At 64.3% G+C, this 21,058-nt stretch carries 20 protein-coding genes; 12 read left to right on the top strand and 8 right to left on the bottom strand.

All coding sequences use genetic code 11. From position 1 onward, the window contains the following. The first annotated feature begins 38 nt into the window (after window positions 1-38). From ACFQ6Y_RS13435 to pknB, 6 genes are read left to right on the top strand one after another with little or no spacing between them, the layout of a single operon-like run. Complete coding sequence (locus tag ACFQ6Y_RS13435; RefSeq protein WP_003943418.1) at window positions 39-503, top strand: FHA domain-containing protein; 465 nt, start codon at window positions 39-41, stop codon at window positions 501-503. Further along, window positions 500-1,924 (top strand): PP2C family serine/threonine-protein phosphatase, encoded by a 1,425-nt coding sequence (locus ACFQ6Y_RS13430; protein WP_116057577.1) that lies wholly within the window; start codon window positions 500-502, stop codon window positions 1,922-1,924. Before ACFQ6Y_RS13435 ends, ACFQ6Y_RS13430 begins: the two co-directional genes overlap by 4 nt. Next, window positions 1,924-3,375 carry an FtsW/RodA/SpoVE family cell cycle protein gene (locus ACFQ6Y_RS13425; RefSeq protein ID WP_007735775.1) on the top strand — a complete coding sequence of 484 codons (1,452 nt, stop codon included), beginning with the start codon at window positions 1,924-1,926 and terminating at the stop codon, window positions 3,373-3,375. The genes ACFQ6Y_RS13430 and ACFQ6Y_RS13425 overlap by 1 nt, the downstream gene beginning before the upstream one ends. Further along, window positions 3,372-4,838, top strand: coding sequence for a peptidoglycan D,D-transpeptidase FtsI family protein (locus ACFQ6Y_RS13420; protein WP_378633138.1), 1,467 nt, complete (start codon window positions 3,372-3,374; stop codon window positions 4,836-4,838). Before ACFQ6Y_RS13425 ends, ACFQ6Y_RS13420 begins: the two co-directional genes overlap by 4 nt. A 3-nt stretch (window positions 4,839-4,841) precedes the next feature. Then, window positions 4,842-6,200: a protein kinase gene (locus ACFQ6Y_RS13415; RefSeq protein ID WP_378633134.1), complete on the top strand. Its 1,359-nt coding sequence runs from the start codon at window positions 4,842-4,844 to the stop codon at window positions 6,198-6,200. Beyond that, window positions 6,197-8,122, top strand: coding sequence for a Stk1 family PASTA domain-containing Ser/Thr kinase (gene pknB, locus ACFQ6Y_RS13410; protein ID WP_378633130.1), 1,926 nt, complete (start codon window positions 6,197-6,199; stop codon window positions 8,120-8,122). Before ACFQ6Y_RS13415 ends, pknB begins: the two co-directional genes overlap by 4 nt. Window positions 8,123-8,178: 56 nt before the next feature. On the opposite strand, the gene ACFQ6Y_RS13405 is transcribed toward pknB, so the two are convergent. Both ACFQ6Y_RS13405 and ACFQ6Y_RS13400 read right to left on the bottom strand, forming a co-directional pair. Continuing rightward, window positions 8,179-8,844, bottom strand: coding sequence for an aminodeoxychorismate/anthranilate synthase component II (locus ACFQ6Y_RS13405; protein WP_003942537.1), 666 nt, complete (start codon window positions 8,842-8,844; stop codon window positions 8,179-8,181). A 22-nt stretch (window positions 8,845-8,866) separates the two neighbouring features. Beyond that, window positions 8,867-9,580 carry a DUF881 domain-containing protein gene (locus ACFQ6Y_RS13400; protein WP_003942461.1) on the bottom strand — a complete coding sequence of 238 codons (714 nt, stop codon included), beginning with the start codon at window positions 9,578-9,580 and terminating at the stop codon, window positions 8,867-8,869. 102 nt (window positions 9,581-9,682) lie between these two features. On the opposite strand from ACFQ6Y_RS13400, the gene crgA reads away from it, so the two are divergent. The 3 genes from crgA (at window position 9,683) to ACFQ6Y_RS13385 (ending at window position 11,166) form a co-directional block, all read left to right on the top strand. Further along, window positions 9,683-9,946, top strand: coding sequence for a cell division protein CrgA (gene crgA / locus ACFQ6Y_RS13395; RefSeq protein ID WP_003942576.1), 264 nt, complete (start codon window positions 9,683-9,685; stop codon window positions 9,944-9,946). Window positions 9,947-10,053: 107 nt separating this feature from the next. Further along, a complete protein-coding gene (locus tag ACFQ6Y_RS13390) occupies window positions 10,054-10,545 on the top strand; it encodes a PH domain-containing protein (protein WP_378633126.1) in 492 nt (163 codons plus the stop codon). A 9-nt stretch (window positions 10,546-10,554) separates the two neighbouring features. Continuing rightward, window positions 10,555-11,166, top strand: coding sequence for a TetR/AcrR family transcriptional regulator (locus ACFQ6Y_RS13385; protein ID WP_378633121.1), 612 nt, complete (start codon window positions 10,555-10,557; stop codon window positions 11,164-11,166). Here ACFQ6Y_RS13385 and ACFQ6Y_RS13380 read toward each other — a convergent pair. Then, the gene (locus ACFQ6Y_RS13380; RefSeq protein ID WP_378633116.1) at window positions 11,159-12,007 is read right to left on the bottom strand and encodes a TauD/TfdA family dioxygenase; all 849 of its coding nucleotides are present in this window, start codon (window positions 12,005-12,007) and stop codon (window positions 11,159-11,161) included. The genes ACFQ6Y_RS13385 and ACFQ6Y_RS13380 overlap by 8 nt on opposite strands. A gap of 140 nt (window positions 12,008-12,147) precedes the next feature. Beyond that, on the bottom strand, window positions 12,148-13,515 hold the full coding sequence (locus tag ACFQ6Y_RS13375; protein ID WP_378633112.1) for an FAD-binding oxidoreductase: 1,368 nt from the start codon (window positions 13,513-13,515) through the stop codon (window positions 12,148-12,150). A gap of 113 nt (window positions 13,516-13,628) precedes the next feature. On the opposite strand from ACFQ6Y_RS13375, the gene ACFQ6Y_RS13370 reads away from it, so the two are divergent. Continuing rightward, on the top strand, window positions 13,629-15,494 hold the full coding sequence (locus ACFQ6Y_RS13370) for a helix-turn-helix domain-containing protein (protein ID WP_378633108.1): 1,866 nt from the start codon (window positions 13,629-13,631) through the stop codon (window positions 15,492-15,494). Here ACFQ6Y_RS13370 and ACFQ6Y_RS13365 read toward each other — a convergent pair. Further along, the gene (locus ACFQ6Y_RS13365; protein ID WP_378633105.1) at window positions 15,485-16,828 is read right to left on the bottom strand and encodes an MFS transporter; all 1,344 of its coding nucleotides are present in this window, start codon (window positions 16,826-16,828) and stop codon (window positions 15,485-15,487) included. The genes ACFQ6Y_RS13370 and ACFQ6Y_RS13365 overlap by 10 nt on opposite strands. A 305-nt stretch (window positions 16,829-17,133) precedes the next feature. On the opposite strand from ACFQ6Y_RS13365, the gene ACFQ6Y_RS13360 reads away from it, so the two are divergent. Continuing rightward, window positions 17,134-17,661: a lipoprotein LpqH gene (locus tag ACFQ6Y_RS13360; protein WP_378633102.1), complete on the top strand. Its 528-nt coding sequence runs from the start codon at window positions 17,134-17,136 to the stop codon at window positions 17,659-17,661. A 14-nt stretch (window positions 17,662-17,675) separates the two neighbouring features. On the opposite strand, the gene ACFQ6Y_RS13355 is transcribed toward ACFQ6Y_RS13360, so the two are convergent. Together ACFQ6Y_RS13355 and ACFQ6Y_RS13350 are read right to left on the bottom strand one after the other, a co-directional pair. Next, window positions 17,676-18,620, bottom strand: coding sequence for a rhomboid family intramembrane serine protease (locus ACFQ6Y_RS13355; protein ID WP_378633098.1), 945 nt, complete (start codon window positions 18,618-18,620; stop codon window positions 17,676-17,678). Window positions 18,621-18,637: 17 nt separating this feature from the next. After that, window positions 18,638-19,165, bottom strand: a complete 528-nt coding sequence (locus ACFQ6Y_RS13350; protein WP_007729190.1) for a peptidylprolyl isomerase — start codon at window positions 19,163-19,165, stop codon at window positions 18,638-18,640. Window positions 19,166-19,255: 90 nt separating this feature from the next. Here ACFQ6Y_RS13350 and ACFQ6Y_RS13345 point away from each other — a divergent pair, with 90 nt between their 5' ends. Further along, window positions 19,256-19,708, top strand: a complete 453-nt coding sequence (locus ACFQ6Y_RS13345) for a hypothetical protein (RefSeq protein ID WP_283305659.1) — start codon at window positions 19,256-19,258, stop codon at window positions 19,706-19,708. Window positions 19,709-19,765: 57 nt separating this feature from the next. Here the strand turns inward: ACFQ6Y_RS13345 and ACFQ6Y_RS13340 are convergent, their stop codons facing one another. Then, complete coding sequence (locus ACFQ6Y_RS13340) at window positions 19,766-21,043, bottom strand: lipase family protein (protein ID WP_378633094.1); 1,278 nt, start codon at window positions 21,041-21,043, stop codon at window positions 19,766-19,768. Window positions 21,044-21,058: the final 15 nt, after the last annotated feature.

Here is a 21,058-nt window from a genome sequence, read left to right as displayed (position 1 = left end):
TGCGGCGGGGCTCGAGCCATAGAAGGAGGTGGACAGCCGTGCAGGGCCTGATTCTGCAACTCACACGGGCGGGCTTCCTGCTCCTACTGTGGCTGTTCGTCTGGGCAGTCCTCCGCACTCTCCGCTCCGACATCTATGCCGGCTCCGGGGTCAGGGTTCCGCCGCGGTACACCCGCGCCGGAAAGGTCCTGCCCTCGCTGGGCAAGGCGAAGGTGCCTCGGTACCTGGTGGTCACGCAGGGCGCCCTCGCCGGTACCCGCATCACCCTGGGTTCTCAGCCCGTCATGATCGGTCGCGCCGACGATTCGACGCTCGTTCTCACCGACGATTACGCGTCGACGCGCCATGCGCGGCTCTCTCAGCGCGGCGCTGATTGGTACGTCGAGGATCTCGGTTCGACCAACGGCACCTATCTGGACCGCGCCAAGGTCACCACTGCGGTGCGCGTGCCGCTGGGCACTCCGGTTCGCGTCGGCAAGACGGTAATCGAGCTACGCCCGTGACCCTTGTTCTCCGCTACGCGGCGCGCAGCGACCGCGGTCTCGTGCGCTCCAACAACGAAGATTCCGTGTACGCCGGTGCCCGCCTGTTGGCTTTGGCCGACGGTATGGGCGGGCACGCGGCCGGTGAGGTCGCGTCGCAGTTGATGATTGCCGCCCTGGCGCATCTCGACGACGACGAGCCCGGCGAGGATCTGCTCGGCAAGCTCGAGGCAGCCACCCGCGAGGGCAACGATTCCATCGCCGATCACGTCGAGGAAGAACCCGAACTCGACGGCATGGGCACCACGCTCACCGCGATCCTCTTCTCCGGCAGCAAGCTCGGTCTCGTGCACATCGGCGACTCGCGCGCCTACCTGCTGCGCGACGATCACCTGACGCAGATCACCCGCGACGACACGTTCGTTCAGTCGCTGGTCGACGAGGGCCGGATCACCGCCGAGCAAGCACACACTCACCCGCAGCGATCCCTGATCATGCGGGCGTTGACCGGCAACGAGATCGAGCCGACGCTCACCGTGCGCGAAGCCCGCGCCGGCGATCGTTACCTGCTCTGCTCCGACGGCCTCTCCGACGTGGTCAGCGACGAGACCATCGAGAACACGATGCGCGAGGGCTCGCAGGAGCAGTGCGCCGACCGTCTCATCGAATTGGCGCTGCGCAGCGGCGGTCCCGACAACGTCACCGTCGTCGTCGCCGATGTCATCGACCTCGACTACGGCCAGTCGCATCCCATCGTCGCGGGTGCCGCGTCGACGGAAGAGGAAGAGGACTCCCCTCCCCCCAACACCGCTGCCGGCCGCGCCGCTGCCATGCGTCCGCCGCGCGCGACGCCCAAGCGAGTTGTCTCCCAGCCCGAACCGGAACCGAAGAAGAAGCGGAACCGGTTGTGGTGGGTGGTCCTCGCCGTGGTGCTGATCGCGCTGGTCGGCGTCGGCGCAGTGATCGGCCGCGCCGTCATCCGCAACAACTACTACGTCGGCGAAGACAACGGCCGCGTGACGGTGCTACGCGGAATCCCCGGTTCGGTGCTCGGCTACTCGCTGCAAGACGCGGATCTGGTGGGTTGCGTCGGCGACGACGACGTCCTGACCCTCGTCTCCCCCGACGCGATTCCCAGCAACTGCAACATCCTCGAGGTGACGGATCTGCAGCCGTCGGCGCAGGAGCAGGTGCGCGCCGGGCTGCCGTCCGGCAAGCGTGAAGATGCGCAGAGCCAGATGATCCGTCTCATCGGCGGCGATCTGCTGCCTCGTTGTGAGCCGGTTCCGACGACGACGGCCACGCCCACTCCCCCGCCGGCACCGGAGACGACGCCGCCCCCCGCACCGCCCGGCGAGCCTGCTGCGCCGACGACGGCAGCACCCACGACTACGCCTACGCCGACCGAAGTTCCCGGTCAGACTTGCAGGACGGTCAACTGATGTCGTCCAACGCAGCTGCGGGGACGGCTTTTCCGAGTCCGCCCGGAGGTTTTGCCCCGGCGCCGGTCCAGTCGACCCGTCGAAACATGGAGCTGCTGCTCCTGGGCTTTGCCGTCATCATCACGACGGTCTCGCTTCTGCTCGTCGAGGCGAGCCAGGAACAGAAGATCACTCTCGATCTGGCCAAGTACGCGCTCGCGTACACGGGCTTGTTCCTGATCGCGCACTTGGCAATTCGGCGGTATGCGCCGTACGCCGATCCGCTGTTGCTCCCGATCGTCGCCCTGCTCAACGGCCTGGGGTTGGTGCTCATCCACAGGCTCGACCTCGCCGACGAACAGACAGCGCTCTACAACGGCGTCGAGGCACCGTCACCGGATGCGAACCAGCAGGTCATGTGGACTGCACTGGCGATCACCGGTTTCGTGCTGCTGCTCGTGTTCTTGAAGGACTACCGCCTGATGGCGCGGTTCAGCTACACACTCGGCCTCGCGGGCCTGGTGTTCCTGGCGATTCCCGCGATCCTGCCGGCGAAGTTCTCGAGCGTGAACGGCGCGAAGATCTGGATTCGCCTGCCCGGATTCAGCATTCAGCCAGGTGAGTTCGCGAAGATCCTGCTCATCATCTTCTTCGCGTCAGTGCTCGTCGCCAAGCGCGACCTGTTCACCTCGGCCGGTAAACACTTCCTGGGCATGGATTTTCCGCGTGCCCGCGACCTCGGCCCGATCCTGCTCGCCTGGATCGTCTCGGTGGGCGTTCTCGTCTTCGAAACCGACCTCGGTACGTCGCTGCTGCTCTTCAGCACCGTGCTGGTGATGCTCTACATCGCGACCGAGCGTGTGGGCTGGCTGGTGATCGGCGGCGGACTGCTCGCCATCGGATTCTTCTTCGCCTACAAGATGTTCGGACACGTGCGCGTGCGCGTCGACACCTGGCTGGACCCGCTCGGCGACTACGCCAACACCGGTTATCAGATCTCGCAATCGCTGTTCGGCCTGGCCACTGGTGGTATCGCCGGAACAGGTCTTGGTAGTGGTCGACCCAACCAGGTCCCGTTCGCGAAGACGGACTTCATCATCGCGACCATCGGCGAAGAGCTCGGCCTGATCGGCCTGGCGGCTGTACTGATGCTGTTCCTGCTTCTCATCGTGCGCGGCCTGCGTACGGCGTTGGCAGTGCGCGACAGCTTCGGCAAACTGCTCGCCGCCGGTCTGTCGTTCACGATCGCGATCCAGATTTTTGTCGTCGTCGGCGGCGTCACCAAGCTGATCCCGCTGACGGGTCTGACAACACCGTTCATGTCGTACGGCGGCTCGTCGCTGCTCGCGAACTACCTACTGCTGGCCATCCTCGTCCGGATCTCGGACGCGGCACGTGCGCCGGTAGTGACGAAGAAGAAAGGCCCGCCCCCAATCGCTGACGCCAATACCGAGATGATGCCGCGCGTATGAACACTCCACTGCGCCGCGTCGCGATGGCCGTCATGGTGATGGTCGTCGCCCTCCTCGCCAACGCCACGTACGTACAGGTCATCAAAGCTGACGACCTGCGAGCCGACCCGCGCAACTCACGGGTGCTGCTCGACGAGTACTCACGCCAGCGAGGTCAGATCTCGGCGGCCGGACAGGTACTGGCGGCCTCCCAGGCCACCGACGACCGGTACAAGTACCTGCGCCAGTATCCGAATCCGTACCCGTACGCACCAGTCACAGGCTTCTACTCGATGCAGTACGGCAGCGCCGGCCTCGAGCGCACCGAGGATCCGATTCTCAACGGCTCGGACAACCGGTTGTTCAGCCAGCGCTTCTTCGACCTGGTCTCCGGACGCGATCCGCGCGGCGGCAACGTCGTCACGACGCTCAATCCGGCCATGCAGCAGGTGGCCTACGACCAGTTGACCAGCAAGGGTTACACCGGTTCCGTGGTCGCCATCGAGCCGAGCACCGGACGCATCCTGACGATGGTCAGCACCCCGAGCTACGACCCGAACCTGCTCGCCAGCCACGACGGCGCCGAAACCACGAGGGCGTGGGACGAGCTCAACGCCGATCCCAACGATCCGCTGGTCAACCGCGCGATCTCGCAGACCTACCCGCCCGGTTCGACGTTCAAGGTGCTCACCACGGCCGCAGCACTGGGCAACGGTGCGACCCCGGAAGACCAGCTGACGGCGGCGCCGCAGATCACGCTGCCCGGCACCAACACGACCCTCGAGAACTACAACGGCAGCACCTGCGGCCCCAATCCGACGGCGTCGTTGCGTGAGGCGTTTGCGCGCTCGTGCAACACGGCTTTCGTCGAACTCGGTATCAAGGACGGCGCCGACGCCATCAAGGACGAGGCCAGCGCCTTCGGCATCGGACCCAACACTCCCGCGATCCCGCTGCCGGTTGCAGACAGCACCGTCGGCGACATCTCCGACGACGCTGCCCTCGGCCAGACCAGCATCGGCCAGCGTGACGTTGCGGTGACCCCGCTCGAAAATGCGGTGATCGCCGCGACCGTCGCAAACGGTGGTGTGCGGATGCAGCCCAACCTGATCTCCCAGTTGCAGGCGCCCGATCTGACCGATCTCAGTACGCCGTCACCGGTGTCGATGGGTCAGGCGATCTCGCCGGCAGTGGCGGCAACGCTGACCGATCTGATGATCGGCTCGGAGAACTTCACCGGCGGCGACGGCAAGATCCCCGGCGTTCAGATCGCGTCCAAGACCGGTACCGCGGAGCACGGCGTGAACCCGCGGGAAACCCCGCCGCACGCCTGGTACATCGCTTTTGCACCGGCGCAGAATCCGACGGTCGCCGTGGCCGTCATCGTCGAGAACGGTGGTGACCGCGGACTCGCCGCTACCGGTGGCTCGGTTGCTGCGCCGATCGGTCGTGCAGTCATCGCAGCCGGAATCCAAGGGGGCTGAACCGTGGCGTTGAACAACGGCGCTTTGATCGCCGATCGTTACCGATTGATCCGTCTCATCGCCACCGGTGGGATGGGTCAGGTGTGGGAAGCCACCGACTCCCGGCTCAACCGTCGCGTCGCCGTCAAGGTACTCAAGTCCGAGTTCTCTTCCGATCCGGAGTTCTTGGAGCGCTTCCGCTTCGAGGCCCGCACCACCGCACAGCTCAACCATCCCGGTATCGCCGGAATCTACGACTACGGCGAGACCCGTGACAGCTCGGGCGATTCCACGGCGTACCTGGTGATGGAACTCGTCAACGGTGAACCGCTCAACGCCGTCCTGGCACGCGTCGGCCGCCTGGCGGTTCCGCATGCCCTCGACATGCTCGAGCAGACCGGCCGCGCCCTGCAGGTCGCACACGACGCCGGTGTCGTGCACCGCGACGTGAAGCCGGGCAACATCCTCATCACGCCGACGGGCCAGGTGAAGATCACGGACTTCGGCATCGCCAAGGCCGTCGAGAACTCGCCTGTCACGCGTACGGGAATGGTGATGGGCACTGCCCAGTACATCGCGCCCGAGCAGGCTCTCGGTCAGGACGCGACCGCGGCGAGTGACGTGTACTCGCTGGGAATCGTCGGGTACGAAGCACTTTCGGGTCGACGCCCGTTCACCGGTGACGGCGCGCTGACCGTCGCGATGAAGCACGTGCAGGAAACCCCGGCGCCGATGCCGGCCGACCTGCCGCCGAACATCCGCGAGCTCATCGACATCACGTTGACCAAGGATCCGGCCGGCCGATACGCCAGTGGTGGCGAATTCGCCGACGCCGTTGCAGCCGTTCGGGCAGGGAGACGTCCACCGCCGCCCGGTCTGCTCGCCACCGGCGCCGCAAGCGCGTTGCCGGCAACTGGTGCCACGCAGGTCATGCCGCCGACGTACGCGGGCCCGGCGACGGGTGCAGCTGCTGCGGACGACGCGGCAGCCGGCGGACTGACCAGTGGGCAGAAGGCCGTGGCGTGGGCCGGTGGCGGATTGATCTTGTTGGCGTTGATCATCGGCGGAGTCTGGATCGCGACCGACGGTCCGAGCGACCCGACGCCGCCCGTCGTCACGTCCACGACGTTGCCGACTACGACGACGACCAAGCCCACCACGACGACGACTCGGCCGACAACGACGACCACCGAGCCGACAACAACGACGACTCGGCCGACGACAACCACGACCGAGCCGACAACCACAACGACAACGCCGACCACGACAACAACAACTCCGACGACCACAACCACCACCACGACGACAACGACGACCACAACGACCACTGAGCCGTTGGCGGATCCCGGAGACGCTGAAGAACCGCTAGGACAAGACCAATGACGACACCCCGCAATCTCTCCTCCCGCTACGAGCTGGGTGAGATTCTCGGCTTCGGCGGAATGTCCGAGGTTCACCTGGCGCGCGACCTCCGACTCAGCCGCGACGTCGCGATCAAGGTGCTGCGTGCAGACCTCGCGCGCGACCCCACGTTCTACTTGCGGTTCCGTCGTGAGGCGCAGAACGCTGCCGCGCTGAACCATCCGGCGATCGTGGCCGTCTACGACACTGGTGAAGCCGAGACCGACGCCGGGCCGCTGCCGTACATCGTCATGGAGTACGTCGACGGCGACACGTTGCGTGACATCGTGCGCAGCACCGGGCCGATGACTCCGCGCAAGGCAATGGAAGTGATCGCGGACGTCTGTGCCGCGCTGGACTTCAGCCACCGCAACGGCATCGTGCACCGCGACGTCAAACCCGCCAACATCATGATCAACCGCGCCGGCGCCGTGAAGGTGATGGACTTCGGTATCGCGCGCGCTATCTCGGACGCGTCGAGCCCGATGACGCAGACGGCTGCCGTGATCGGCACTGCTCAGTACCTGTCGCCGGAGCAGGCGCGCGGTGAGCAGGTGGACGCGCGTTCGGATGTGTACTCGCTCGGTTGTGTGCTGTTCGAGATTCTGACGGGCGAGCCGCCGTTCAAGGGTGATTCACCCGTTGCCGTGGCGTACCAGCATGTTCGTGAAGATCCGCAGACGCCGTCGGAGGTCAATCCCGACATTCCACGCGAGCTGGATTCGATCATTCTCAAGGCGATGAGCAAGAACCCGGCCAACCGCTACCAGAGCGCCGGCGACATGCGCAGCGACTTGGTACGCGTTCTGGGCGGTCAGCGTCCGAGTGCTCCGATGGTGATGAGCGACGAGGACCGCACCACCATTCTCGGCGCCGTCGGCTCCGACACCGGGAACTACCGCACTGCCCCCGATCCGGTCGAGCCGGTTGCTACGAGGACAACTCGCGCTGCCGAGCCGCCTGCCAAGAAGAAGGGCGCACGCTACGCCCTGATGGGCATCGCGGCGCTTCTGGTGATCGGTCTGGTGACGTTCTTCCTGATCCGGGTGAACTCGCCGAAGGTCGAGATGGTGACCGTTCCGGGTGACCTCACCAACCAGCCCGCCGACGTCGCCGAGGCGACGCTGACAAACGCCGGATTCCAGGTGGAGCGTCAGCAGAAGACGGACAAGGTGATCGCCGCCGGAAACGTCATCACGACGCGTCCGGTTGCCGGGGTGCGCATCGAGAAGGGCAGCACCGTCACCATCGACGTGTCCACCGGCCCCGAGCAGGTCGCCATTCCGCGCCTGACCGGCCTGAGCCAGGACGACGCCGAGAAGAAGCTCAACTCCGTCGGACTCCGACTGGATCCCACCATCGGCAAGGCAGCGTCGACCATTGCCGAGGTCGACAAGATCGTCAATCAGGACCCGGCCGTCGGAGTGTCGGTTGTTCTCGATTCCGCGGTCTCGATCACCGTCGGCACCGGCCCGGAGCAGGTTCGTGTCCCGGATGTGACCGGTCAGCGTGAAGAGGTGGCGAGGCCCAACATCGAAGGTGCCGGGTTCGTCGTCCAGATCACGGAGATCGATTCGGGTCTGCCGAAGGGACAGGTTGTTTCGACCGACCCGACCGGTGGCACGTCGGCCACCAAGGGTTCGACCGTGACGCTGCGAGTGTCCAACGGCAACCAGGTCTCGATGCCTGATCTCACGAACAAGACTATTTCGGAGGCGTTGACCGCGCTTCGGGCCGCCGGCTGGGCGGGAACCGCATCGCAGCTGGTGCAGAACCAGACCACGACGCTCGTCCCGGAAATGGTGGGCAAGATCGCCTCGCAGACGCAGCCTCCGGGATCGGAGATCTCCAAGGACGCGGTCATCACCGTCAGCGTCGGAGCGCTCGGAATCCCCAACCGCTAGCAAAGTGAAAAGTGCCTCCCGGAGATTTCCGGGAGGCACTTTTTTGTGGACAGGTGTCAGAGAATTGCGGGCAGGGCTCCACCGAGCGCCGACGCCACCTCGGCCTCGAGGGCTGCGACGAGCCCCTCCGGCGGCGCCTCACCGCAGACTGCGAGCCAGTTCGCGAGCATCCGGTGCCCACCCTGGGTGAGGACGGATTCGGGGTGGAACTGGACGCCGTGAATCGGCAGTTCGCGGTGACGCATCGCCATTACGACGCCGCTCTCGGTGTGTGCGGTCACCTCGAGTTCCTCGGGAATGGTGTCCTCGAGAACCGTCAGCGAGTGGTAGCGGGTAGCGGTGAACGGATCGGGCAGCCCGGCCAGGACGCCGACGTCCTTGTGGTGAACCAGACTCGTCTTGCCGTGAAGCAGTTCGGGCGCGCGGTCGACGGTTCCGCCGAAAGCCGCACCAATCGCCTGATGGCCGAGGCAGACGCCGAGCAGCGGGGTCTTGGTGTCGGCGCAGACCTTCACCAGATCCATCGTCGCTCCCGCGCGCTGTGGAGTTCCGGGGCCCGGGCTCAGGAGAATGCCGTCGAACTGAGCTACTGCACCTTCGAGGTCTGCCGTCAGTTGTGGATCGTCGTTGCGCCAGACCACGGCTTCGGTTCCGAGCTGGCCGAGGTACTGCACCAGGTTGAACACAAAGCTGTCGTAGTTGTCGACGACGAGAATCCTCATGAGAGCAGGGTAAACGCCCGTGCTATCCGCCGGTATAGGCGGGGACCGTGATCTGCGACGGCGTCGCCTGCGTGTACCCGAGGCCGAAGCGGGTCGCGTACTGCTTGTAGATCCGAATGCCCGGTTCGGCAGCGAGGGCCGCCTCGAGGCGCGCAACGTCGCCGATGGCGCTCATCACATACGGCGGGCTGTATGTACGGCCGTGCAGAAGGAGAGTGTTTCCGATGCACCGCGGCGCCGACGTACTGATGATCCGTTGGTCCTGCATGCCCACCGCTTCGGCACCGCCCGCCCACAGTGCGTTCAGGACGCTCTGGACGTCCTGCTGATGCACGACGAGGTCGTCCGGAGTGGCGTCGACCGGATACTTGCCGTCCGCGTTGCGCGGAGCGTCCGTCATCGTGACCACGACACCAGGGCCGGTCATCTCCGTCAGTCCCGCGTCGGCGGAGATGTTCTTGATGTCACCGAGCGCTGCGGCAACTCCGGCATCGGACCGAGCGGCGTCCTGCTGCAGCGAATCGAGCTGGGCGGCAAGTTCGTCCCGGTCGGCCGAGACTTTTTCGGCATTGGCCTGGGCACTGCGGACCAAATCGGAAAGCCTGGTGCTTTCGGTGACCTGCAGCTGATTTTCCTCGGCGGATCTCTGCGCCGTGGCGACCATCAGACCGGCAACCAGGCAGACGGCAAGAACACCGATGTGCCAGACCGTTCGTGAAGATTCACCCGAAGACACGTGGCTCCTCCCGGATTGTGCAGGTCGGCCGGTGACCAACTGGACACAGCTACGTTAGCGTGTAGGTAACACATGCAGGTCACACCGTAGAGCGAGGACGTCATGCCCAAGTCGAAGGTCCGTAAGAAGAACGACTACACAGTCAACCCGGCAAACCGCACTCCGGTGAAGGTGAAGATGGGTCCGTCGAGCACGTTGTACGTCTCCGTGATGCTCGGATTCATGCTTGTCGGACTGGCGTGGCTGATTGTGTACTACTTGGCCGCGGATTCGATCACGTGGATGAACGACTTGGGAAACTATAACTTCCTCGTCGGCTTCGGTTTCATGGTTGTCGGCCTTGTCATGACCATGAGATGGCGCTGACCAGCGAGTATCTGATTCGACCCGGATCGTGACCGTCTTTCAATTACATGGGTGTCATTCATCCCCATTGTGGATAACTCCTGTGGACAACCTAGGAAGTTATCCACATGCTCGAGGATGAATTTCATCCACAGCCTCGTGACAACGCCACGGAGGTCGTCTCGTGGGCCACTCCGATGGGTGTTGTCTACGCGATGTTCGGCGGCGGAATTGCCCTCGCGATCGCCTCGATCGTCGCGCCCACGGAGCCGGCCGGACGCTTCCTGCTCGCCCTCGCGGTGATCGGGCTGTTCGTGATGGGCGGCCTCGCTCTGCGTCAGCGTCCCCGCCTGGCCGTGATCGAAGACGGGGGAACCAAGTCGATCGCGGTGCAGCGACTGCGCGCCCGGCACACGTTCACTCACGAACAGATCGACCGCGTGCGGCTTGTCCGCTACCCGCGTCTGGGTCGACGCGTCCCGATGCTCGAGATCGACATCGTCGACCGTCCCACCGACACGGAGAAGCTGTTGATCTTCGGACGCTGGGATCTCGGTACCTCGCCGGAGGACGTCCTCGACGTGCTCGCTGTCCACGGATTGGTACCGCCCGAGAAGTAGGGTCGAGCGGTGAGTAGTCCAGAAGTTTCAGAGCGCGGTTCAGAACGCGACCGCCTTCTCGACCTCGCCGCCGACTACGTCCTCGAGTTCGGTGTCTCCTCGGCAACGCTTCGGGGGCTCAGCCGCGCACTAGGTTCCAACAATCGCATGCTTCTGTACTACTTCGGGAGCAAGGCCGGACTGCTCCTCGAGGCACTGCGCCGCGCCGGGCTTCGCTTTCCCGGGATCGCCCACCTCCTCGATCTGATCCGCGATTCCGAGATCCCCATCGCGGACCGTCTACACGACGCATGGGGCATCCTCGCCGACCCCGAACTTGTTGCCTACCATCGGCTCTTCTTCGAACTCTTCGGTGTGGCCGCATTCGACTCGGAGCAGTACCGCCCGCTCCTCGAGGGCGTTGCCAACGAATGGGCCGACGAAACAGCCCGCGCCATAGCCGAAACCGGCGTCGACGCCGAGCTTGCCGAAACTCTCGGACACGAGATCGTCGCCGCCTGGCGCGGATTCCAGATGACGCTGATCGGTGGCGGCGACCGCGCAGTGGTCGACCGTGCCGCCCGGCATCTGACGGAATCGATTGTTGCCACCGTGCATTCTGCGGCGAGGTCGATCACATAGCGAGCGCCGCCAGGTCTGGTTGCACGATGTCGAGAGCCTGCTGCGGCACCGCGACGGCGTCGCTCGACCATCCCCAGATCGAGTACAGCTCACGGCCGGGGTCGGTGTACCCGTCGCGGCCGTGCAGTACCCGGTAGTTGTCGATGCAGATCATCTCGCCGGCTTCGGCGCGGAACATCGGACCGCTGTCGCGCACGTGAATCACAGCCTCACTCCACTGCTTCACCAGCGGCCACTGCGCTACTTCCGATTCACCGGCGATCGGCGCGAGATACGGGTGATACCGAACCTGGTTACGTCCACTCGGGACCGTCCTGGCGATCGGTGCAAAGGAGTTCTGCGGGAAGTTCGGCTCCGAATGGTCGATGTCTGTGCTCCAACAGAATTCGGCCAATTCAGCGGTTGCGGGATCGAATGCGAGCAACCGCGTCAGTGTGAGCGCATCGATGAGAAACGAGTCGCCGCCACTCGGATACGCCGGACGCTTGCACCACAGAAACAGATAGTCGGGCGCGTAGTCACCGAACGCAAAACCGTCGTTGTGGGCAGTCATCCGCTCGCCGGAGATGCCGAACGAGCGCTTCCGGCCGCGTTCGTCCACCGGTTGGGTGTCGACGACGGCGGCCTCGGCATCCTGACTTCTTGCGCTTGCCTCGAACTGTCGGCCGACGCGAATGTACTTCTCACCGAGCAACTTCGACGCAAAGGCAATCGCGTCCTCCTCGGTGTGCAGCCCGCCGTAAACCGCGGCGCCGTCGAGTGCGATCGCAGCCCGAACCGCTGCCACCGTGTCCACGCGCCGGGGAACGACACTTGCCTGCGTCAAGTCGGAAGAGAACATCCGTGACTCCTTACATCGAGTTGAACCAAGTGGTTCAACTCAGCGTAGGGACTCGCCGTTTCAGCGGTGTAACTCCGGAAACCGATTCGGTTACGGAGCTGGCTCTTCAGATCACCCTGCCTTTCAAATCACCCGGCTTTTCAAATCACCTTGCCGGGGTTCATGATTCCGTGCGGGTCGAGTGCGCCCTTGATTGCATGATGCATCGCAACAACCGCCGGTGACAGTTCTTGCGCGAGGCCGCCCATCTTCAGCAGGCCGACTCCGTGTTCACCGGTGACGGTTCCACCCAGTTCGAGAGCGTTGTCGATGATCTCGGCAAAAGCAGCCTGAGCGCGTCGACGTGCCGCTTCGTCGTCGTGTGGCGTGATCAGCAGCGGATGCAGGTTGCCGTCACCCGCGTGCGCGATGTTCGCGATGTGTGTGTCGTGCCGGGCCGAGATGGCCTCGATGCGCGCCAACATTTCCGGGACCGCCGCCTTGGGAACACAGATGTCCTCGGTCAGCACCGGGCCGAGCCGCTCGAGGGCCGGGTACGCCAGACGCCGGGCGGAGAACAACGCGTCGGCTTCCTCCTGGTCGGTGGACCTGGCGCTCCAGGTGGCTCCGGAGCGGTTGAAACAGGCCAACATTCGCTCGGCCTCGGCATCGCCGATCTCGCCCGGTGTGTCGATACGGCCGAGCAGTACCACCTCGGCATCGGCCGAGAGGCCCATGTTCTTCCAGGCATCGACGGCAAGCAGGCACTGTCGATCGATCAACTCGAGGGCAGACGGCGTGAGACCGTCGGCAGCTACGGCTTCGACGGCCTTGCCCGCAGCGACGATGGAGTCGAAGTATCCGACGATGGTGCGTTCGGGATCGCGCTGAGGACGAAGTTTGACGGTCACCTCGGTGATCACACCGAGAGTTCCTTCGGAGCCGACCATGAGCGCCGAGAGATCGAACCCGGCTACTCCCTTCGCAGTTCGACGCCCGAGCCGAACCAGCTCGCCGGTTCCGGTGACCACCTGCATGCCCAGCACGTAGTCCTTGGTGACGCCGTACTTGACGCAGCACAGGCCACCGGCGTTGGTCGCGACGTTGCCGCCGATCGTCGACCAGGGCGCGCTGGCCGGATCGGGTGGGTACCAGAGGCCGTGCTCAGCGCAGGCGTCGCGGAGGTGATCGTTGACCACTCCGGGTTCGACCACAGCCAAACGCTCGAGGGTGTTGATCTCCTTGATGGCGTTCATTGCGTCGAAGGCGATCACGACGCCGCCGGCGACCGCGTTGGCTCCACCCGACAGACCGGTGCCGGCGCCGCGCGTGACGACGGGCGCACCGTGGGTGATGCACGCCTGCACAACCGTCTGTACCTGCTCGGCTGTGCGCGGACGGACCACGGCGACCGGCATCTCGTAGGGAGCCCACTCGGCGTCGTCGTGGATGTAGCTCGCCATGATGTCGGGGTCGGTGATCAGTCGATCCGCATCGATCTGCGAGCTGAGCGCCTCGAGGAGTGTCATGCCTCCACGATAGTGACGGCCGCTACACCACCCCATGTAGATTTACTCCGAGAAACCGGAAATCGTATGGACATTCTCTCCATACTCGCGATTGGTCTGACAAGGGAGTGCCGATGCACGAGAACTGGCTACAGCTTCTCCTGGCCGAGGCATCCACCGAGGAACTGATCGAGCATCGCGATCAACTGGCCGCAGGCTCAGGCCCCGAGGCCGCCGCCGAGATCGAGCGAGACGCCCGATCGGCACTACAGCTGCGAAGCCTTCTGGCTCAGCGCCGTCAGCGCGCCACCGAACTGGGGGCGCTCAACGACATCGCGTCGCTGCTCACCACGATGCACGATCACCATGCCCTCCTGCAAGAGATCGTGGACCAGGCCAAACGACTACTGGGCGTCGACCTTTCGTACCTTGCTCTGATTCACGACGACATCTTGATCATCGAGGTCACGAGTGGGGCGTACACATCCCAGCTACTCGGCCTCACGGTTCCCTTCCGTGAAGGTCTGATTGGTCGCGTAGTCGAGAACTCTTCTCCCGCTTGGTCGTCCGACTATCGCAACGACCCCTCGTTTGCACACATCGGACCGGCCGACGACGCAGCGCGGGCCGAGAACATGCGCGGCCTACTGGCCGTGCCACTGACGTTGAACGGCAAGATCCTGGGTGCCCTGTGCGCCTGTAAGCGTCAGGAGCGTCGATTCGGCAACGAAGAAGTTGCGTTGCTGTCCGCACTCGCAGCTCATGCCTCGGTGGCCATCGAGAATGCCCGTTCTCTCGAACGCTATCGCGCGACGGTTGCGGAAGTGAACGCCGCGAATACCGAACTTGCCGAGCGCACAGCACTTCTCGAACAGACACTGACTTGGGATCGTTCGCTCACTCAGGTTGTCCTGCGCGGCGGTGGTGTGCGCGAACTCGTGGAGGAAACCTCGGCGTCGACGGGCTCTCCGGTGTTCTTCGTGACCGGAACATCCGAGGTCCCGCCAGGGTTGCAACGGGTGAGCGAGAGCGTACATCGGGTCTTCGACATCTTTTCCGCAGACCGACGCGAGCAGGAAGTGACGCTCGTCGTCGGCGAACAGTTCCTGTTCGCCACCGAAGTACGCAGTGCCGGTGACCAACTCGGAGTTCTGTTCCTACTCGCACGCCAGGAACCCACCGCCGCCATGAGGTTGGCACTCGAGCGGTCTGCTCCCGCCATTGCACTGGCACTGGTCGGCGAACGGGCAGCCCGGGAAGCCACCCGCCGAGCACGCGACGCCTTCCTGGTCGATCTGATCACCAGGCCTGCGCCGACGCCGGCCGAAGTCACCGGGCAGTTCCGCCTGGCCGGGCTCAATCCCGACCGCTCGTACACCGTCGTGGTGGCCCGCCCGGCCGACGCCGTAGACCGTACGCGTCGCAGCATCGAGGAAATTGCATTTCCTTCGGGAACCGTTGTTGCCGAGCATGGTTCACGGGTCATTGCTTTGATTCCCGGAATGTCACCAACAGAGGTCGCGGCGGCGTGGGTGCAACCTTCAGAGAACCCGACCGTCGGAATTGCCGATCCGGCCGTGGGAGCGGAAGGTTTGGCGCGAGCGTATGTCGAGGCGCAGCACACCGTCGACGTCCTCGAGACGCTCGGACGGGCGTCGCACGTGGAACCGGCAAGTTCACTCGGCATCTACCGAATTCTCCTCAGCCGCACCGGCCGCGACGAACTCGAAGCACTGACGCAGCGCTCCCTCGGCCCCCTCCTCGAGGAGGAGCAACGACGCGGCGTTCCACTGTTGGACACCCTGGCGTCGTACCTCTCACACAATTGCAAGCACTCCGCGACCGCCGCCGCGCTCGCGATTCACGCCAACACCCTGTACCAACGCCTCGAGTCCATCGACCGGTTGATCGGAACACAGTGGCGTCAGCCGGACCAGGCGCTCGATCTTGCGCTCCTGATCCGGCTGCGTGCCAGTGCGGGGAAACTCGGTCAGATCTGAGCGGACTTGCTCGATCGCTTGGCCAGCACTACAACAAGTATTGCGGCACAGAGCATCACGGCACCCACCACCCACAGCCCCGCCTTGGCATTTCCGGTCACATCGGTGAGCCAGCCGGTGATGTACGGAGCGCCGAAGCCCGACGCGTTGCCGATCGAGTTGATCATCGCGATACCCGCGGCCGCACTGGCGCCCGTCAGGAACGTGGTGGGCAGATACCAGAAGACGGGGAGTGCACACAGCACGCCCACGGCGGTGAGCGAGACCGCAATCATGACGGTGAACGGTGAATCCAGGTAGAGCGCAATCGGAATGGACACCGCGCCCAGAAGCGTCGGCGCTGCGACGTGCCACATTCGTTCACCGGTCTTGTCGGAGTGACGGCTCCACAGCACCATCGCGACGGCGCCGATCGCGTAAGGGACGGCCACGATCAGGCCGGTCTCGACGAGCGAGAAATCGGTGTTGAACGTCTGCTTGAATCCCGCGACGATGCTGGGCAGGAAGAAGCTCAAAGCGTAGAGACCGTAGGTGATTCCGAAGTAGACCAGACCGAAACCGATGACGCGAGGATCGCGCAGGGTCTTACCGGCAGACTGATGACCGGCGTCGCCGAGTTCTTTTTCCTCGTCCGCCATGGACTTCATCAGCCACGTGCGCTCCTCGAGGGTCAACCACTTGGCGTCGGCGGGACGGTCGGTGAGGTAGAACCAGACGACAAACGCCAAGATCACGGCGGGCAGACCCTCGATCAGGTACATCACGCGCCATCCGGCCAGGCCGAACAGACCGTCGCCGTACTGGATGATGGCGGCCGAGAGTGGGGCGCCGAGCGCCGACGAGAGAGGAAGCGTCAGCAGGAACAGGCCCATCAGGCGTACGCGGTACTTCTTCGGGAACCAGAAGGTCAGGTAGAGAAGAACTCCGGGGAAGAAGCCGGCCTCGGCGATTCCCAGCAGGATGCGCAGGAAATAGAGACTGCCCACGTTGGGTACGAATGCGAGCGCAGCGGCGAGAATGCCCCAGGTGAGCATGATGCGCGCGATCCACAGCCGGGCGCCGAAGCGGTGCAAGGCCAGGTTGCTCGGCACCTCGAACAGCAGATATCCGACGAAGAAGAGTCCGGAGGCGAGCCCGAACATCGTCTCGGTCATCCCGAGGTCGGCGCTCATGGTGAGCTTCGCGAAAGCGATGTTCGTACGATCCAGATAGTTCACGAAATAGAGCAGGATCAGGAAGGGGATCAGCCGTCGCGCTACCTTCTTCACCACGCGAGATTCGATCTCGCTCGGCGCAACCCCACCGTCAGTGGTGGTGCTATCGGTGGAGGTCATGGCAGGGGTACTCCTCGGAAAAGGTCAGCGGTGCTATCTACGAAGTGACTCAAGCCACAGTAGAAGGACCACCGAGCTCAACCTATGTGGACAATCTCTACAGAAGCCGTCCTCGCATGTGCGTTTACTCCCAACGATCCGGAGGACGACCCGCAGCAGCCTGACGAACGCCCCTGAAACAGTCGAAGACGACAAACCCGTCTGAGCTGGGGGTTTAGAGCTACGAGCACCGAGTCAGTGGTTAGTGTTGTCGCCGAAATAGCCAGAGCAAGTGCGGACGCACCGCGTGACTTGAAGGACAGAACATGACGAAGATGGTTCGGACCACGATGACCTGCCGGTCCTCCACCGCTTTCGCTGCCACCATCGCGGCGGTCGCTCTATTCGCCTCCGCCTGCGGCAGCGACTCCGACAAGACTGGCTCGGACAAACCTGCTGCCGGCGCTTCGTCCGCTACGTCCTCGGTCACCGTCGGCGGGAAGGCGCTTGACGCCACGTTCGAGACGAAGTGCGCAAAGGACGGCGGCACGACAGCTATGACACTGCTCGACGCGGAAAATCCCACCTACGGCATGTTGACCGTCTCGGCCATCGTCGATGAATCCGGCACGGTTCAGACTGCTGGAATCGCCGGAAGCGAGGGTGGATCGAACGGTCTGCCGTACACCGCCGGATTCGCACCGGGCCTGCCCGGCGGGTCTGCCACTGCCAAGCAGGACGGCAATACCTTCGTGGTGACAGGCGAGGGAATCGGCGCCCGGGACAAGGGCAACCCAACCGCGACCTCCAGCTTCGAGATCACCTTCACCTGCAAGTCCGTCATCGGCGGCTGAAGCATAGATTCTTGCTAACTGATTCCCAACTGTTCGCGCAGTTGGACGACGCGGAGCACGATGACTCCCAACGTCACCACAGTGACGGCACCAAAAGCGATCCAGCCGATCCGCACTGCTTTCACGCGGTTATCACCGGCGCCCAACCACTGTGGGGCGTACAGGAAGGCAGCGGCCGTTGCGGCACCTGCCACCAGACCTCCCGCGTGACCCCAGAACGAGATCCCGGGCAGCGAAATGCTGATGATCACATTGATCGCGATCACCGAGATGATCGGGACCGGGCTTCGCCGCAAACGCAGCAGAAGGACGGCCTGTGCGCCCATGATGCCGAAGATCGCGCCCGACGCTCCGGCAGTCCAGGACAGGGCCGTGAGCGAAGAGAACACCGGCTGGAACGCCATCACCGAGGCTGAACCGCCGAGAAGCGAAACCAGGTAGATGCCGATGTACCGGGAGCGGCCCATCACGATTTCGGTGTCGCGCCCCAGAATGTAGAGGGCGTACATGTTGACCGCGAGGTGCAGGATTCCGAAGTGCAAGAACCCGGAGCCGATGAGCCGGAACCAGTCCCCGCTGGCAACCAGACCGGGATTGAGTGCCCAGTTCGCGAAGATCGACGATCCGACCTGGTTGTTCATGATGCTTCGCGACTGCGCGAAGGTGGCGAGGAACGCCAGGACGTTGAGCCCCATCAAGGTGTACGTCACGACCGGGACCGCACGGGTGGGGCTCACGGTGTTTCCGGCAACGCCCCGAACGGGACGGACATCGCGTTGGCCGGCAGCTACACAGTCAACACATTGGTATCCCACCGCCGCCTCGCGGAGACAGTCCGGGCACGCCGGGCGTCCACAACGATTGCAGGAAAGTGCGGTAGGTCGATCTGGGTGGCTGACGCACCGCGGTTGGGGCGGGATGCCCTCACTCGCACCGCCGCCCCAACCGGGGTTCGTCATCTGCTTGTTTTACCTGTTCAGGAGATGGTGATGCTGTTGATCACGACGGGCTCGACCGGACGATCGCCACGATCGACGGCGGTGGAAGAGATAGCGTCGACAACCTTCTTGGAATCGTCGTCGAGAACCTCACCGAAGATGGTGTGGCGACGGTTCAGGTGCGGCGTCGGGCCGGTGGTGATGAAGAACTGCGAGCCGTTGGTTCCCGGGCCTGCGTTGGCCATGGCCAGCAGGTAGGAGCGGTCGAACTGCAGTTCCGGGTGGAACTCGTCACCGAACTTGTAGCCCGGGCCGCCGGTGCCGGTGCCGGTGGGGTCGCCACCCTGGATCATGAAGCCGTCGATGACGCGGTGGAAGATGGCACCGTCGTAGAACGGGCCGGTCTTGGTGCCGGCGGCGTTTGCGGTGGTGTACTCCTTCGAGCCGTCGGCGAGGCCGACGAAGTTCTCGACGGTCTTCGGCGCATGGTTGCCGAACAGAGCGATCTTGATGTCGCCGCGGTTCGTGTGCAGCGTTGCGGTTGCGGTCTGATGAGTTGAAGTCACACCACCATCGTGCCATTGCCGACGTTCTCGCGGATGTCGCCCCGTAAAACTCTCCCTGTCCTCGCCCCGCTGTTATGGCACAGTGAAGTCATGACACGAGTGACCGAGTCCCTCAGCACGCAGTTGCCCGACACCTTCGATCACGCGCGCGCCCGCGTCGAGGACACCTTCGACGAGACCGCCGCCTACCTCGAAGAGACAGCGGCTCGTATCAAGGAGTCCGAGGCAGCCGACAACGCTCGCCGTATCGCCGCGGTGGTCGCGACGTCGGTCGCTCGCGGCGCCGGGCAGGTCGGGTTGTTCCTGGGTCGTCAGGGCAAAGTCCTCGCCAAGAAGGGCGTCGAGCGCGCCAAGGCCATCCCGGCAAAGTCCGCGGAACGTGCCGAGAAGCCTCGCGGCCGCAAGCGCGTCACCGTGTTCGTCATCGCCGGTGTTGCGGTGATCGGTGGCGCGGTGTTCTTCAAGAGCCGCCGACGCGAACATCCGCCGGTCGCTTCCGCACCCCCGCGCCTCGAGGAGAACTCGGCCGAGAAGACCGCGTAGTCGACATACGAAAGCCCCGGAACACAGTGTGTTCCGGGGCTTTTCGATGCCTGGCCGTCAGCAGTTGGACGGTGCCGGGACGTTGTTGAAGCGATCGATCATGTACCCGACGGATTCGGGGGTACCGACCAGATACGGCGTCGCGTGATTGATTGCCAGACCCGGAATGATCGGGGGCAGTTCGTTGACGGAGAACTGCACCGTCGCGCCCTTGCCGCACCAGTCTTGCGCCAATTGCTGTCCCTGGCCGAACGGAACGATGTCGTCGGAGCGGCCGTGCTGGATCAACACGGGCGACTCCGGCGTCAGCTTGCCGATCTTCTGTTCGTCGAGGATCGCCTGCGCCATGGGTAGACGCGCCAGAACCGCGGAGAGTGATTCACCGGAATTGGTGAAGCTCGACGACTGCTGGAAGCCGAACTGCAATCCACTTTCGGCGACGCACTGGTTCTTGGTGGCGGCCAACATCTGTCGGCCGCGATCGTTGATCTCGGCGTCGAGCAGCGGCTGAACCTCGGGGTACTGCGCAAGGATCCCGTTGAGCGCGTATCCGATCACTCCGGTGAGGAACGTGCCGTCGACCTGCTGCAGCGTCGCCGCCAGATCGGCGGGCGGTGCGCCTGCGTATGTGCCCTTGAGATCAAGTTCGGGAGCGTACGACGGCTTCAATTCCGTTGCGGCAGCGGCAGCTCCACCACCTTGCGAGTAACCCCACAGTCCGACGGGGCCGTCGGCAGGAATGCTCGCGTTCGGGAGTTGCTGAGCGGCGCGTACCGAGTCCAGAACGGCGTGTGCTTCGGCTTCACGGTTGACGTAGGTGTGATCGCCAGGAGTTCCGAGACCCTCGTAGTCGGTGACGACGACGGCAATGCCGTTGAGCAGCAACGTGTTCACCCAGATGGACTCGTAACCGACCATGACGTCCGTCGGGAACTGATACTCGATACCGGTGTTGAACAGCTTGGACGGTGCGCACTGATCGCCCTGTCCATGCGTTCCCACCGCTGCGGCAACCAGTGGACGCGCCCCCTGCCCGGTCCACGGGTTCGACGGTTCGAGATAGGTGCCCGTCACGGCAACGGGGGCGCCCTTGGCGTCCTCGCTTCGGTACATGATCTTGGTGGCAGTCGCCGGCCATGCACCGTTCGATCCGGGCACGCTCAGCAGCAGTGGTGACGGCTCGCTCTTGATGAGATCGCCGTTGGCACCTGCCGGAAGCTCGGACGGCGGTGTGTAGAAATCCGCCGGCTCAGCCATTGCGGCGGGGGCCGTCACAGCACCCATGACCAGTGCTGCGACGGAGACCCCGGCCGCCCACCATGCTCTGCTCTTCACGTTTCGATCTCCCCA

It is taken from the genome of Rhodococcus sp. NPDC056516 (assembly GCF_042794655.1).
Lineage (GTDB): Bacteria > Actinomycetota > Actinomycetes > Mycobacteriales > Mycobacteriaceae > Rhodococcus_F.
The sequence above is the reverse complement of the archived record's forward strand: the minus strand, read 5'-3'. Positions and strand labels throughout refer to the sequence as shown.

Bases quoted from the DNA above. Each gene is read 5' to 3' on its own strand.
- ACFQ6Y_RS13425 (WP_007735775.1), top strand. From the start codon at position 1,924: ATGTCGTCCAACGCAGCTGCGGGGACGGCTTTTCCGAGTCCGCCCGGA.
- ACFQ6Y_RS13420 (WP_378633138.1), top strand. From the start codon at position 3,372: ATGAACACTCCACTGCGCCGCGTCGCGATGGCCGTCATGGTGATGGTC.
- pknB (WP_378633130.1), top strand. From the start codon at position 6,197: ATGACGACACCCCGCAATCTCTCCTCCCGCTACGAGCTGGGTGAGATT.
- ACFQ6Y_RS13405 (WP_003942537.1), bottom strand. From the start codon at position 8,844: ATGAGGATTCTCGTCGTCGACAACTACGACAGCTTTGTGTTCAACCTG.
- crgA (WP_003942576.1), top strand. From the start codon at position 9,683: ATGCCCAAGTCGAAGGTCCGTAAGAAGAACGACTACACAGTCAACCCG.
- ACFQ6Y_RS13390 (WP_378633126.1), top strand. From the start codon at position 10,054: ATGCTCGAGGATGAATTTCATCCACAGCCTCGTGACAACGCCACGGAG.
- ACFQ6Y_RS13380 (WP_378633116.1), bottom strand. From the start codon at position 12,007: ATGTTCTCTTCCGACTTGACGCAGGCAAGTGTCGTTCCCCGGCGCGTG.
- ACFQ6Y_RS13375 (WP_378633112.1), bottom strand. From the start codon at position 13,515: ATGACACTCCTCGAGGCGCTCAGCTCGCAGATCGATGCGGATCGACTG.
- ACFQ6Y_RS13370 (WP_378633108.1), top strand. From the start codon at position 13,629: ATGCACGAGAACTGGCTACAGCTTCTCCTGGCCGAGGCATCCACCGAG.
- ACFQ6Y_RS13365 (WP_378633105.1), bottom strand. From the start codon at position 16,828: ATGACCTCCACCGATAGCACCACCACTGACGGTGGGGTTGCGCCGAGC.
- ACFQ6Y_RS13360 (WP_378633102.1), top strand. From the start codon at position 17,134: ATGACGAAGATGGTTCGGACCACGATGACCTGCCGGTCCTCCACCGCT.
- ACFQ6Y_RS13355 (WP_378633098.1), bottom strand. From the start codon at position 18,620: ATGACGAACCCCGGTTGGGGCGGCGGTGCGAGTGAGGGCATCCCGCCC.
- ACFQ6Y_RS13345 (WP_283305659.1), top strand. From the start codon at position 19,256: ATGACACGAGTGACCGAGTCCCTCAGCACGCAGTTGCCCGACACCTTC.